The 14,490-nt window shown below is 31.1% G+C and carries 13 protein-coding genes; 4 read left to right on the forward strand and 9 right to left on the reverse strand.

The features are described 5' to 3' along the window. Position 1: 1 nt before the first annotated feature. The 5 genes from ACXLDF_RS09350 to ACXLDF_RS09370 form a co-directional block, all read right to left on the reverse strand. A complete protein-coding gene (locus tag ACXLDF_RS09350) occupies positions 2–1,858 on the reverse strand; it encodes an ABC transporter ATP-binding protein (protein ID WP_457558253.1) in 1,857 nt (618 codons plus the stop codon). Positions 1,859–1,874: 16 nt separating this feature from the next. Then, positions 1,875–2,411: a hypothetical protein gene (locus ACXLDF_RS09355; protein ID WP_457558254.1), complete on the reverse strand. Its 537-nt coding sequence runs from the start codon at positions 2,409–2,411 to the stop codon at positions 1,875–1,877. Between the two features lie 206 nt (positions 2,412–2,617). Next, positions 2,618–3,913: a glutamine synthetase family protein gene (locus ACXLDF_RS09360; RefSeq protein ID WP_457558255.1), complete on the reverse strand. Its 1,296-nt coding sequence runs from the start codon at positions 3,911–3,913 to the stop codon at positions 2,618–2,620. A 294-nt stretch (positions 3,914–4,207) separates the two neighbouring features. Beyond that, positions 4,208–5,074, reverse strand: coding sequence for a hypothetical protein (locus tag ACXLDF_RS09365; RefSeq protein WP_457558256.1), 867 nt, complete (start codon positions 5,072–5,074; stop codon positions 4,208–4,210). Positions 5,075–5,119: 45 nt separating this feature from the next. Continuing rightward, positions 5,120–5,623, reverse strand: coding sequence for an MPN domain-containing protein (locus tag ACXLDF_RS09370; protein ID WP_457558257.1), 504 nt, complete (start codon positions 5,621–5,623; stop codon positions 5,120–5,122). A gap of 73 nt (positions 5,624–5,696) precedes the next feature. On the opposite strand from ACXLDF_RS09370, the gene ACXLDF_RS09375 reads away from it, so the two are divergent. Together ACXLDF_RS09375 and glgP are read left to right on the forward strand one after the other, a co-directional pair. Beyond that, positions 5,697–6,821: a tRNA-dihydrouridine synthase family protein gene (locus tag ACXLDF_RS09375; RefSeq protein ID WP_457558258.1), complete on the forward strand. Its 1,125-nt coding sequence runs from the start codon at positions 5,697–5,699 to the stop codon at positions 6,819–6,821. Between the two features lie 82 nt (positions 6,822–6,903). Further along, entirely contained in the window at positions 6,904–8,613 is a 1,710-nt protein-coding gene (gene glgP / locus ACXLDF_RS09380; protein WP_457558259.1) for an alpha-glucan family phosphorylase, read from the forward strand. A 96-nt stretch (positions 8,614–8,709) separates the two neighbouring features. Here glgP and radA read toward each other — a convergent pair whose 3' ends face one another. Together radA and ACXLDF_RS09390 are read right to left on the reverse strand one after the other, a co-directional pair. Beyond that, positions 8,710–9,957, reverse strand: coding sequence for a DNA repair and recombination protein RadA (gene radA, locus ACXLDF_RS09385; protein ID WP_457558260.1), 1,248 nt, complete (start codon positions 9,955–9,957; stop codon positions 8,710–8,712). A gap of 298 nt (positions 9,958–10,255) precedes the next feature. Next, positions 10,256–10,627: a roadblock/LC7 domain-containing protein gene (locus ACXLDF_RS09390; protein ID WP_457558261.1), complete on the reverse strand. Its 372-nt coding sequence runs from the start codon at positions 10,625–10,627 to the stop codon at positions 10,256–10,258. Positions 10,628–11,000: 373 nt separating this feature from the next. Here ACXLDF_RS09390 and ACXLDF_RS09395 point away from each other — a divergent pair, with 373 nt between their 5' ends. Then, complete coding sequence (locus ACXLDF_RS09395; RefSeq protein ID WP_457558262.1) at positions 11,001–11,309, forward strand: hypothetical protein; 309 nt, start codon at positions 11,001–11,003, stop codon at positions 11,307–11,309. A gap of 64 nt (positions 11,310–11,373) precedes the next feature. Here the strand turns inward: ACXLDF_RS09395 and ACXLDF_RS09400 are convergent, their stop codons facing one another. Further along, positions 11,374–12,885 (reverse strand): acetate--CoA ligase family protein, encoded by a 1,512-nt coding sequence (locus ACXLDF_RS09400; RefSeq protein ID WP_457558263.1) that lies wholly within the window; start codon positions 12,883–12,885, stop codon positions 11,374–11,376. A gap of 216 nt (positions 12,886–13,101) precedes the next feature. On the opposite strand from ACXLDF_RS09400, the gene ACXLDF_RS09405 reads away from it, so the two are divergent. Continuing rightward, positions 13,102–13,275 (forward strand): hypothetical protein, encoded by a 174-nt coding sequence (locus ACXLDF_RS09405; RefSeq protein WP_457558264.1) that lies wholly within the window; start codon positions 13,102–13,104, stop codon positions 13,273–13,275. Positions 13,276–13,341: 66 nt separating this feature from the next. On the opposite strand, the gene ACXLDF_RS09410 is transcribed toward ACXLDF_RS09405, so the two are convergent. After that, positions 13,342–14,484: a tyrosine--tRNA ligase gene (locus ACXLDF_RS09410; protein WP_457558265.1), complete on the reverse strand. Its 1,143-nt coding sequence runs from the start codon at positions 14,482–14,484 to the stop codon at positions 13,342–13,344. Between the last annotated feature and the right edge of the window lie 6 nt (positions 14,485–14,490).

The following is a 14,490-nucleotide window of genomic DNA, read 5'->3' on the forward strand; positions in this document are numbered from 1 at the left end:
TTTAGTTACCTCCTTTCTTTTCGGCCATAATTTCAGCAACTTGGGGGGTTTCCATTGATTTCTGTTTTGCAAATAATGTTTGATAGATTTGAGTATAAATTGCATTTTTTCCAATGAGATCTTCATGTGTTCCTGCCCCTACGATTCTTCCTTGATCCATTACCACAATTGAATTTGCATTCCGAATAGTTGAGAGACGTTGTGTGATAATAAATGTAGTTCGATTTTTCATTACTCTTTCCAATGCTTGTTGAATTTTGTATTCAGTATTCATATCAACACTTGATGTACTATCATCCAGAATCAAGATTTTTGGTTTTAATATTAAAGCGCGAGCAATTGCCACTCTTTGCTTTTGTCCTCCAGATAAGGCTACACCACGTTCTCCTACTAGAGTGTCGTATTTATCTGGCAAACTTTCAATAAAATCATGGATATTTGCTGCTTTTGCAGCTTCAATTACCTCTTCAAGAGAAGCATCATCACGCCCATAACGTATATTATCGGCAATTGAAATGTTAAATAGGAAAATATTCTGAGAACAAACTGCAATTTGTCGTCGCAATTCGTCAATTTTATAATCTTTGATATTACGGCCATCAATTAAGAGTTCACCATCAAGTATATCATAAAAACGCGGTAAAAGAGAAATTAAAGTCGATTTTCCAGAACCAGTTGTTCCTAATAGTGCTACGGTTGTTCCTGCTTTAACTTTTAGATTTATATTCTTTAAAACTAATGTTGATGTATATCCAAAATTAACATTTCTGAATTCTATATCACCCCGGATTTCCTTAGCAGATATTGCATTAGGAGATTCAACTATTTCAGGCATCGAATCTAAAACTTCTTTAACTCGAACCATAGCGGCATTAGCTTGAACAAAATTCATGACCACATTATTAATTTGATTAATAGGCATTCCCAACATGGAAATATAACTCAACATTGCTACAAAAACACCTAAATTAAATGATTGATCATTAGCTAAGTATGCTTGATAGGCATTCCAACCTCCAAATACTAAAATGAAAGAAGACATTACAGCCAGCATGACCCAACCAGAATATCGCAAAATTGTAGACCACTTAATAGCTTGAATGGTATAATCTTTAAAATCAGCATTTTCAACCTGAAATTTGCGAATTTCTTTATTTTGACTGTTAAAAATCCGAACTACTTGAGCACCAATAATGTTCTCTCGAAAAACAGTAGTTAAATTTCCAAATGTACGACGAGACTTAAGATATGCATCTTGCATTTTCTTCGCACAAAACACAATAACAAACAAGAATGTTATTTCTGCTGTTATAATTATCCATGAAATTGAAGGAAAGGTAACTGATATTCCAACTACAACACCGATCATCATAATTATTGATTGAAATCCGAGAGTTATTCCTTGATTGAATACAGCAGTTGTCATTTCAATGTCAGAAGTTGCTCTGGCAACCAAATCACCTGTTTCAGCTTTATTAAAAAACGAGAATGTTTGGCGATTAATAGCATTATAAACACTTTTTCTAATGTTGTACTGGGCTTCAGTCCCCACGATTGCAGAATAATATCTTCCAATACCCAAAATTATACCCCCAACTAGTGCAATTCCGACACCTAAACCTATAATCTCAATAAGATCACTTATTGTTACGCTCGAATCATTGTTTTCCAAAAGATTTATAACTCTTCGGAAAATTTGCGGCGATATCATCATAAATCCAATCCCAATACCCATAAAAACTAACATCAGAATAAATTCCTTTTTACTTATCCACGCATAAGAGAAGATCATTCTAATGCTTTTTTTTGTAGATATTGAGGTTGATAAATCATGATTATTTTCTGTTTTTTTTGCCATTTTATTTCTTTATCCTCTATTTATTTTCCTTTATATGTTTTTCAGTTAAATTTTTTGTAGATGATGAATAAGTCTTCTCTAATTTTTCCAGAGCATCAGAGATCATCGATAATCTATTTTCTACATCTTCATACATTCTTTCGAGAATTTCTTTTTTTTTCTCATAAGATTTCTCCGATTTTAAAATATTTTGTATGGGATCTTGCCACATACTTAAAGAAGCATTACACAAAAAGGACTCAACATCCAAGTTTCCATCTTCAGGAAATTTCTCTTTTAAAAATACCAATATTTTTTGAAGATCTGCAGTAATTTTTTCTTTTTCTTGTAAACCCTTTTTTGAGAGAAAAAAGAGATATTTTGGCCGTCCTAGTTCATTTTGAGTTTCTTCTCTCCTTAAAAATCCATGTTCATATAAACGATTCATTTCCCGGTATATTCTTGAGTGAGGAATATGATTATACTGCTTCAATTCATAAAAAGTAATTCCATTAGAATTTTGTTTAATAGTATTAAAAATCAGTAACAATCTTAATTTACTGAAGATTTCCATCAAACTTTTTATTTGAAAATTTTTGATCCACAAGCTAAATACACAATTTAACTAAAGTTGATAAATAATAAATTAATGAAAAAAATAGATCCGAATTTATATTTTTTTTCATTTTGAAATATTCGATATTTAAAATTACAGTGATTTGAAATATTTCAATTTGAAAAAAAATACTTCAAAAAAAATTCATATAAATATTGAATTTCTCAGCATTCAAGATATTGATCCAATTCCCATTCGTGTTCATAGCCATTTCGTATAGATACACGATGAGCTTCCAAAATTTTCTCATAATTCTCAAGCAAAATCTGATTTAGAAATTCTCCAAGTAGATCTTTCATAAATGATGATTTTTTGAAAGCATCTACAGCATGCTCTAAATCAACGGGTAATCTACTAATTTTCAATTTACTGCGTTCTTCTATATTCATGTGATCAACATTCAATGATGTGGGCTCATTGGGTTGAATCTTATTCTTAATCCCATCCAAACCAGCAGAAAATAATACCGCCATACCTAAATAAATATTCATGGAAGCATCTCCTGCACGATATTCTAAGTGCGCTTTATTTTCATAGCCAGGAACCCGGATTAATGCAGTACGATTTCCTACACCCCAAGATTTATAAACAGGTGCTTCATGATTTGGTACCAAACGTTTATAAGAATTAGTAGAAGGATTAAGTATAGCCGAAAGCGCATCTGCATGATGGATGATTCCTCCAATAAAATATCGCAACTCATCCGAAATTCCATTTTCTTTTGCAAACAAATTATTACCTTGCTTGTCTTCCATGTATATATGAATATGTAGCCCACTTCCTGCTTCTTCTGGGAACGGTTTTGGCATAAAGGTGCAGTTTAAATTATGATTTTGAGCTGCATTTTTTGCAATTATCTTGGAAGTTTGAACATTATCTGCTTGATATAAAGCATTTTCTTTTGATAACTCTATTTCTTGTTGACCAGGCCCTACTTCATGGTGAATAGTATGAGGAGATCCATGAGAAAACATCGATAACATATCACGAGCGATTTCTCGTCTTACTAAATGTAGGTCATCTTCAGGAACAGTACACATATAAGAACCAGAATCTGCAGGTTGAAGATCATCATCGATAAAATACCACTCTAATTCAGGTCGAACCTTAAAAAAATATCCCAATTCTTCTCCTTTTTTCAAAACACGAATTAATAACGAGCGAGGATCTGTAGGATAGGGATTATTATCATTATCATAAAGATTACAGATAAATCGTCCCACTTGAGGATCCCAGGGTAGAATAGAAAATGTATTGAGATCGGGGATGGCACGCATATCTGACTGTTCTGTTGATAAAAAACCTAAAGAACTACCATCGACTCCTGTCCCATTCTTCATCGATTCCCAGTTTTTTGCTGGAAATTCAACTTCTTTCAATTCTCCAGATATAGTAGTGAATTGAAATTGAATAAATTGAATTCCTTGTTCTTCAAAATATTCTGCACTAAATGAATCCATAATACTCAACCTAAGTAGTTATATTAATTCTCTCCCAAGATAAAAATTCTTGGTCTTCCCATTCAACTCCCATTTAATGCATCATTTTCATACAAAAATCCATTTTTGCATGAATAAAAGAATTGAGTGCCGAAAATTTTAAATTTGATTTAATTTTTTGTCGGTTTGGAAAGCATTTAATTATTTAGGAAGGTGAAAGTAATGATCAATTCCAAAGATTTGGAAAAAATTGAACAAGATCTATTAATATGGGCAAAGAAACATCCCGAATATATTATAAAAGAAATTTAATTGTCATTTTTCGGCAATATATTTGTAATATGCACTCAAATTCTCTATTACTTCCAAAGCTGCATTAAAACCCTGTTTGTTTGCAAGATTTACTACTTTTTGAAGCCCTTCTGCTTCAGGATAATCTGGTGGAATCGGCATATGTAATTCTCGTATATTATATAAACTTCTCCATGTATTAATGACCCAATTGACTAAAGGAGTTATTTTTCTTGTGTATTTATTTAGTATTTCTTGTGAAATTGGGGTTTCGTTATTTATTTTCCAAATTCGTATTCCTTCATCTGTTAATGAGTGTGAAATTGATAAATATTTACAATTTTCTTGAATTTTTCGAAATGTTTCATTTATTTCAGATTGATGATATTGTAGTCCATAATGAAGTAATTTTTCTTGAATTTCTTCTACTGATAGACCAGTAATTTTTAATTCTGATTTAAATGCACCTATTAAAACTAGATCTTTTTTTATTGGTGTTTGACAAAACGAAAGAATTGGAAGTAAGCTCCCTATCATATCTGAAGCAATCTTATAAATGATAAAATCACTATTTTTGAAAGAAAAAGTATTCTTAAAATCTTGCGATTCGGTATAATAAATTAATAGAATTTCGACAATTCGAAGAATTGCTTGTAAAGATTGAGTAAAAATTTGCGCAAGTTGATGAAGTAAATTCTTTCGATATAAGAGATCAGAAAAAAATGCTACTTTATCTGGTAAAAAATCATCAATTTCTGGAATTTGAAAGTCATAATCCTTCCAATGAAGAATTAAAATTTCATGCAGTCTGATTTTCTGAGTTTTAATAATAGTTGCTTCTTTTTCAATTAAATTCCAGAGTACAATCAAGAATTTATCAGAAATCTGCATATTAAACTTAGTTTATAAATCCAATCTTAAAAGTTTTAATATTTATCATTTTTCATCGATTATATTAAAGAATAATTCTTTAACACGATATTTAGACTTTTTTCTTTTTGATGGATACTCTACTAAACGAAAAGCACGCATACCATAAATTGCCTTAGGATCATTTTTTTGATGTGGATTTAAAATAATGGCAGTCCATAACGGATTTCCTTTTTGAGCAATAGTATGATATTTTATGTCAGTTTTTGACATATAAAGAAAATCACCACCTTGAAAAGGATGACTATGGAACCATCCAACCCATTCTTCATTTTGCTGTTCATGCTTTTTAATAAGGGGTAATAACTTCTCATAATCAGAATCTATAAAATGTACTTCAGTAGTTGAACCTATACGAAAAGTATATGAAGCAGTAAGCAAAATAGAACCATCTTCATAAGGTATACCAAATATAGGGCCAATTACTTCCCTATTAGGTGAAGATTGTGCAAAATCCATCATTGTTTCATAAACTGAGAGCGGGATCATTAGATCAGTTTTAGACAGCATTTGAGAATCTCATTTCCCTTAGTATACAGATAAAGAATAATTTTATTCTTTTAGAATTCCTTTCTTTCCATTAATGAACATTGATTTTAGTCGCCTTTTTCACCAATCTATAGAAAGAACAAATAAGGATGAAATTTTTCTTTTTTTTGCTCCTATGGAACCATTAACTGCAAATCCAATATTAAGAGAATTAATGGGAGATTTTGGCGCAAAAGTGGTATGTCGCCCTAAAATTCTCCCACAACATTTATTAAAGGCGAAAAAGTGGCAATATTGGGAGAAAATTCTTCAAAAATCGAAAAAATCAATATATGACGGAGTACAAATTATCGCTCATCTAGAAGATCCACTTAAACCAGCCTTAAAATTTCTTTCTGACAATTCACATGCACTTGGAATTGATTACATTGATTTAAATTTTTGCTGTCCTGGATATAAAATACTCCCTCAAAATCGAGGAGGAGAATTACTTAAAAACCCACATATTATTTTAAAAATTATTGAAAAAGCAATAAAATATACAGATCTCCCTATTTCAGTTAAAATTCGGCGCGGATACTCATTACAAGACACGCCAATCCCATTACTATCACAAATTTACAGTGAATTTGGTCAAAACATAGCGTGGATAACAATTAATCGCGCACCAGTTAAAATGCAGGGAATAGATTTTAATTCAATCATTGAGAACATCCAACCTTTTCAACAAGCGATAAATGCAGTTGAAAATAAAATACCTATAATTGCGAATGGGGGTTTTAATTCTCCAAAGCAAATTCAAGAAATTTTTTCACAAATAGAAATTTCTGGAGTAATGATTGGGCGATCAGCTTTGGGAAATCCACAAATTTTCCAATCAACCCTAAATTATTTTTTTCAAACAAAAGATCAAGAAAGAAATTTAAAACCCAATAATTTAAAAGAAGGTTTAGAAAAATTTATGCAAATTGCTCAATTCTATGCCACACATAAACAAGGTAGGTGGACATCTATTGGGGAACTAAAAAGGCAAATCTATCCATTTATTAAATATAAGTTTACTCATATGGGAAAATCATTGCCTCCAGGTTATGGATTTAATAAATGGCATCGTTCCCATTTCACCCCCATTGAATTTGTTAAAACTCTTAATATCGTTTTTCCGGAAATATCGATAGAATTATGGTCCAATTGGTTAAAAAAATTAAAAATCCAATAAAATTGAATAAACTCTGGCATATTCTTATTTATTTTTAGATATTCGTGAAATATTTTTAGAACCTTTGATTAATATATTCAATATGTTTGAATTAGAAAATAAAGACCGGAAAATTGCCTATTTTTCTATGGAAATTGCATTAGAGAGCGACATTCCAACATACAGCGGCGGATTAGGTGTATTAGCAGGAGATACCCTACGATCAGCAGCAGATTTAGAAATACCATTAGTTGCAGTCACGTTATGTTATGATAAAGGATACTTTTTTCAAGAAGTAATTCAAGGTCGCCAAATTGAACGTGAAATTCAATGGGAATTCAGTTCTGAATTTGAAAAACTACCAAATATTGTAGAATTGCATATTCAAGACAAGAAATTTAAGATTGGAGGTTGGTTATACAAAGTAAGAGGAAAAACTGGGTTTGAGATTCCTGTTGTTCTATTAGATTCGAATATTGAAGGAAATGAGCATTGGCAAAAGAATTTCACCCATATCCTTTATGATGCAACTCCGTTTCAGCGTGTTGTTCAAGAAATGATTTTAGGTCAAGGTGGAATTAAAATGCTAGAAATTTTAGGTTTTTCTGGAATCCAAACATACCATATGAATGAAGGACATGCAGCTTTTGGAGTTTTTGAATTATTAAATAAATACCATGGAAATTTGGAAGAAGTGAAAAAACGCTGCATTTTTACAACTCATACACCTGTCCCTGCTGGTCATGATCGGTTCGATTATGAACTAATTAAAGATATCTTTCGAGATAGACTTCCATCAAATTTTAGAGATTTAGGTGGTAAAGATCAGCTTAATATGTCACTTTTGGCATTAAATGGCTCACGATACTGTAATGGAGTTGCTCAAAAGCATGCAATTGTATCTCGTAAAATGTTTCCTGGATTTGAGATTGATGGAATTACTAATGGAATTCATAATAACTTCTGGTTAAATCCATATTTTAGAAAACTCTTTGATGAACAGATTCCTGGATGGTCAATGGATTATAATTTACTCCAAGATGTATGGGATATCGGAAATTATGAATTATGGAACCAGCATATGAAAGCAAAAATTGATTTAATGGATTATGAAAAGTCTCATAGTTGGGTCTTATTAGACGAAAAGAAATTGACGATAGGATTTGCTCGAAGAATTACAGAATATAAAAGACCAACCTTGATTTTTAATGATGTTGAGAGACTAGGGAAAATATGTAAGAATCGAGTTCAATTTATTTTTGCAGGAAAAGCTCATCCAAGAGATACTCAAGGAAAAGATTTTATAAAACAAATAAGTGATATGTCAGATTATCTTTATGATTCGTATGGTATAGGATTGGTTTTTCTAGGTGCATATGATATGGATCTTGCTCATTTACTGGTAAGTGGTGTAGATGTATGGTTAAATAATCCACGTAGATATATGGAGGCTTCAGGAACAAGTGGAATGAAAGCAACATTAAATGGAGTTTTAAATTTTAGTGTATTGGATGGATGGTGGATTGAGGGTTATCAAAAAGATCCAATGGCTGGATGGGCGATTGGTCCAGGCCCACAAGATCCAAATGCAACTAAATATCCTGATTCTTATGATGCAAATGATCTTTATCACAAACTTGAACGAGAAATCATTCCACTTTATTATAATAATAGAGACGGATGGACAGAACGAATGAAACATGCAATTAGATTATCTGCATACTTTAATACTCATCGGATGATAGAAGAATATGCAAAAAGAGCATGGAAATTGAAGTTACAACCTCGTTGGCAATCAGAATTAAACTTTTAAAATTTTTTATAATTATTTTATATTCCTTTACAATATTTTTTATTTGTATCTTTAAATAAACATATTTAAAAAAAGTATATTTAAAAAAATAGTAATTTACTCAATATCTAAAACGCCTTCTTCAGCTAATCGAAAAACAGCTTCACCTTCAGCCAAATTAGGGGAATCTATCATTTTTGCAACCCTTTGATCTCCTTTTCCTTTTCTTAAGTAAATTCGGACAGTAGCACCATGAGCAACTACATTACCCCCAGTAGACTTTGTTGGATCACCAAAAAAGACATCTGGTTTACTTTGAACTTGATTGGTTACCACAACCGCTACATCTGGATACATTTCAGCAAGTCGTAGAAGATCATGAATATGTAAATTTAATAGTTGTTGTCGATTTGCCAGTGTCCCACGTCCAATATATTCAGCTCTAAAATGTGAAATTAAGGAATCTACAATAATTAATTTGATGTTTTTCTCTGCAATTATTTTCATAGCATCTTTTATTAGCATTATTTGATGATCACTTGAATAAGCTCGAGCATAAATTACATTTTTTAGTACTTTCTTATAATCTAATCCTTTAGCTTCTGCCATTTGAATTAAACGTTCTGGTCGAAATGTACCTTCTGTATCTATATATAATGCCTTTCCATTAATTCCACCATCTTCACGAGACATTTGAACACTGACACAAAGTTGGTGCATTATTTGTGTCTTCCCTGTCCGATATTCACCATAAAATTCCGTAATCCCCCCAGTTTCGACACCACTTCCACCTAATAGTTCATCTAAACTTTTACTATTTGTGGTAATTCGAGCAAGTGATTTTCGACGTTCCCAAACAATATCTGCAGTTTTAAATCCAATATTTAAAGCTTCACGAGCAGCACTAATTATTTTTTGAGCTGTTTTTTCCCCCAACCCACCTTCTTCAATTAGGATTTTTGCTGGAGTGATTGCGATTGCATTAACTGTACCAAATCCGGCATCTGTCAGTTTTTTAGCAATTGTAGCACCAACACCAGGTAAATCTTTAATATCATAATTGATTTCAGATAAACCATCCATGGCGGCATCTAATATTTCTTCTTCTAGTTCTTCATCAATTTCAGAATTCTTTATATTATTATTATTATTATTAACTTCAGTTATAGATTTTGAAGAATTTTTTTTATTTTTTTTGTCAAGTATTTCATCATCATCACTAATTAATTCTTCCAAAAGTTCATCTTCATTGATTTCTTCAATTTTCTTCTCTCCAGTCTTTTTTCTTGTACTTTTTTTTGCAGTACTCTTTTTTGCTTTTGTAGTTGCTTTTGATTTAGATGTTTTTTTCTTTTTTGCTGGCATAATAAATCGATAACCTTTTCCATTAACTGAGAAATAAATAAATTCGACTCAAAATTTTAGAAAATTAAATTAAATTTTGAGCGAGAAGAATTTCATTCCTAATATATATCAAATATTATATTTTTATTTAAAAAGAAGCCTATTGGTAAATTACTAATTTATTTTATTTAACTTAATAATTTCAAAATATCAATAAAAAGATCGAACAAATGAGAATTAATTTTGTCTTTCTCAAAAAAGTTACTCGATGAAATAATAATAACATATTATATGCCATTAATAAAATAAAAATAAAAAATTATTCTTCGAGTATATCGATAATTCGATTAGTTGTAGCTCGCATATTAACAAAGGCGAGATCCATTCGTGCATCAGCGTCTAATACGCCAACGATAATGTAATCTTCTCCACATTGCATAACCAAAAATTTCCCTTCACTACCTTGGATGATACAGATGTCCAGCGTTCCTTTTTTCAATTCCATTAATACACGCTCACAGGTCGATAAAATAATTGCAGACATAGCGGCAATATGCATATCACTGATTCCATCTTCCAATACAGCCGATACAATTAAACCTTCCCGTGATACTAACGCTGCACTACCCAACCCTTCTATCTTTTGCATAAGTTCTCGTAATAAATAATTTAACTGCGCTTCTTCTTCCAAGTTTTTTGCACCAACGTTTGCTATGAATGCTTTTATCGATCATATAATAAATTTAATCGTCTAAATAATTGACACTCTACAATTATAATTACAATAAATACCTTAAATATTTTCTTTTTCACTAGGATCAGAAGACCCTAAAACGAATTAAATTACATATAAATTATTACATGAATGATCTATAAATATTAATCTTGTCATTTTTAAAGATTCATTTAAATGATAGTCGAAAAATCATAAAATGTAAAGAAATTGAAACTAAACCTTTAAAAATATGTACCCCTTTTAATTGTTCATATAAATTTAACAGATAAATATGAATGTAGAAACTTTAACCATCTTCTAGTGATAGCAAAATCAAAAGGTGATGAATATGAGTACAGCAAAACCAAAAAAGAAAACAATCAAATCCGGTTTTGGATTCTGTCCTGATTGTGGAAATATACTATTGCCTAAACGTCGTACAAACACACTTTATTGCCGAATATGTAATAAAGAATATCCAATGAAGGATAAAATGCAACAATACAAAAAAGTTGACAGAAAAGGAGCTGCAATCAAGAAAAAAGAAAAAAAACAAATTCTTAAAACAGCAATTGTAGAAGAAACTAAAAAAAAACCTTCGATTTCAGAAGAAGAACGTGCTGCTTTTGAAGATTTATTTGAAGCAGATTATGATTAATTTTTTGTTCTTCCTCTTCTCATTCTTCTTTTTATTATTTCTTTTATCAATAAATTATTGCTTTTTATTTGTTTTTTTGATTAGAAATCCAAATATAATATTGGATCATATTATTCAGAGATAAAACAGCTTGATGAGGCATTTTAAAAGAAGGAAAGCCAATAGAATTTAAAAACTGAAAGATCGGCTCCTTAATTCCAAGGAAATTGACATTAATTATTGGAAATGAATATTTCTTCATTATTCTTCTTGCAGATTTAATACTTTCACGACTTAAAGAAAGCCAATCTTTCATTTTTTTCTTATTATTAGTATATTGAAGAACATCTGCCCCTACACCTTCATAACTAAAGAAAGACTCTCCAAGAGCGCCATAAACAAGCATGGCATCAACTTCTTTGGATTTTGCAATTATTTTAGGAACCGATTGATAAAAAAATACAGGATTTAAAGAGAAAGTATAATCAAGTGGATTAGTAATTTGTGCTGTTGGAGGCATGTATCTCTTAAGTTTTGCTTGTAACTCTGGAGAAAAATCAGGAATTTCCAAACCAAGTCTAGAACACCTATCAGCCATTGTTGCTCCAGGCCCTCCTGAATTTGTAACTACCGCAATTCGCTTTCCTTTTGGTAAAACATTTTGAGGGAGTAACTTTGCAAAGATCATAGCAGTATCAACAAGTTCTTCTAATGAACTTACTCTAATAATCCCTGTTTGTTTTATCATTCCATTAAATACAGCATCATTACCTCCAATAGAACCAGTATGTGACATAGCTGCTTTCGCACCACCTTCACTTCCCCCAACATAAAGACAAACAATGGGCTTCTTCAGTGAAATTTTTCGTGCTAAATTAAAAAACAAACGTCCCCTTTTTATTTCTTCAATATATATCAAAATTACATCTGTTTCTGGATCATCCCCCAGATAACTTAAGCAATCACAAATATCAATATCTGCTTCATTACCCACAGAAAAGGTTTTTGATAAATGTAGATCACGTTCTTCGAGTACCATAAAAACATGCGAGACAAATGTTCCACTTTGACTGATTATACTAACATTACCTGCTTTTTGATTATAAGATTGCACAGTTGTATTCAAAATACAGGTTTCTTGTGGATCATTAGAAAAATGACAATGTGTATTTAAAATTCCGATACAATTTGGACCTAAAATATGCATATCATATTTTTTTGCAATATCTAAAATCTCTTCTCGACCTTGAACGTTATTTTGCTCCCGATATCCTGCAGAAACAATAATCACATTATGACAATCATGTTCTCCTAAATCCTTTAAAATTTGAGGGACATGTTGTTTTGATAAGATAATTTCTGCTAGATCAATTTTACCAGGAACTTCTTTTACTGAACGATATGCATTTTTCCCAAAGACGGAAGACAATTTTGGATGAATTGGATAAATTTTACCAGAATATCCATTATCAATTAGGGTCAATAATTGAAAAGCACCCATATTTTCTGGGATTTTTTCATTAGCACCGAAAATTGCGATAGATTTTGGATTTACAAAATTGTGTAAGAAATGTGATGAGATATCGCCATTTACCATGATTCGTTATCGATTCTGATCTAATAAAAACTCTTGTTTTCATTATTTCAAAATTTATTAAAAAAGAAATTGAGAATCCCCCATTCTTTCTATGTTCTCGATAATTTACAGAAATTAGAAACTTCCGACATCTAATCTTCGTAATGGTTGTAAAATCTTTAAATATTTTTTTTCAAAGAGTTATTTATATAAATAAATAATTGGTAGTGTGAAATAATGTCAAAAACTAGCGAATATAAAGTAAGAAATGTGTTTAAATTTTATAATACCGAAGCAGATGTCCTTATGATCGACTATGAAGGACATTTAGATGGATTTATCACTGATCCAGAAGATAATCCAGATATTGCTCGAATGATTGAACATACATTATATCCAAGTTTAATTTAATTGAGTAATAAGAAAAAAATTAGGAAATGTTATTTTTGATTGAAAAATAAATAAAAAGGGGTTTTTTTATTTTTTGCCTTTTCTGGCTTGTTTTTCCATTTCTTTTTGAACAAATTCCGCTAATTGCTTTGCCTCATGATTTGTTTCGAAATATTCCCGAACAGGGTTAATCAGCTTATCTAAATATTCGACCACTGTATTCTTAAGATCAATAGGACTTAAAATTCCTTGATGATAAGCATTTTCTAACTCCTTATAGGATGAAAAAGAGATATTTCCACCATATTTTTCAGGTCGTTTTACTTCAAATGTATCAAAACGTTCGAAAATAATATACTGACAATATTCCAACACAGGATTTTCTTTAATTTCTTTTGGTGGGCACCATGCCTTTCCAATTTTCTTTTGTATTTGTTTGCGAGAGTCTAGCATGAAAATTGCACTATTAGGATCAGATTTACTCATTTTACGAGCTATTTTCTTATCTACTTCATCCAAGTTATTTTCTGGAGGCTTTCCTAAGCCCATTAACATATGATGGTGAATTGCTGCAGGTTTATGATATCCCAATGTTTTTGCCACTTCTCTTGCCAGCATATTCACTTTACGCTGATCTAATCCTAGTTGACATATATCTGCTTTCAATGTAAAAATATCCGCACATTGCATTAATGGATATAAAATTTGAGAAGATTGGAGAGCATCTGTTGAATTTCGACCCATAATTTGTGTACATCTTAAAACCCTATTCAAACTGGTATTCATTGATATCTTTAAAACTAACTCCCAATATTTCGGATCTTTAACTAAATCACTCGCATATATAAATTCAACATGAGTTAGGTTAATTCCACAAGCTTTCCATACTTCAACAAAATAATCACCTACTTTCTTTATTACATCTAAATTACCACCAAATTTCTGATTTGCAGCAGCATGCCAATCTGCTACAAACATAACGAATTTTACACCTGCTGAAGTAAATTTATTAATATTGATAGCTCGAAGGAGACCTTGTGCAATGTGAATTTTCCCTGATGGTTCAAATCCATCGTATGCAATAATCTCATAAGGTTCTCGATGTTCTAACAACCATCGTAAATGTCCTTCATCTTCAACAATCTCGCCACCTTTCCCAACAGAAATTAATAGAGCTAAGCGTTCATCTATAGATAATTTAGCGGGATCTTGCACATTAGTTTTTTGCATGAATTG

This window comes from Candidatus Harpocratesius sp., from assembly GCF_054039255.1.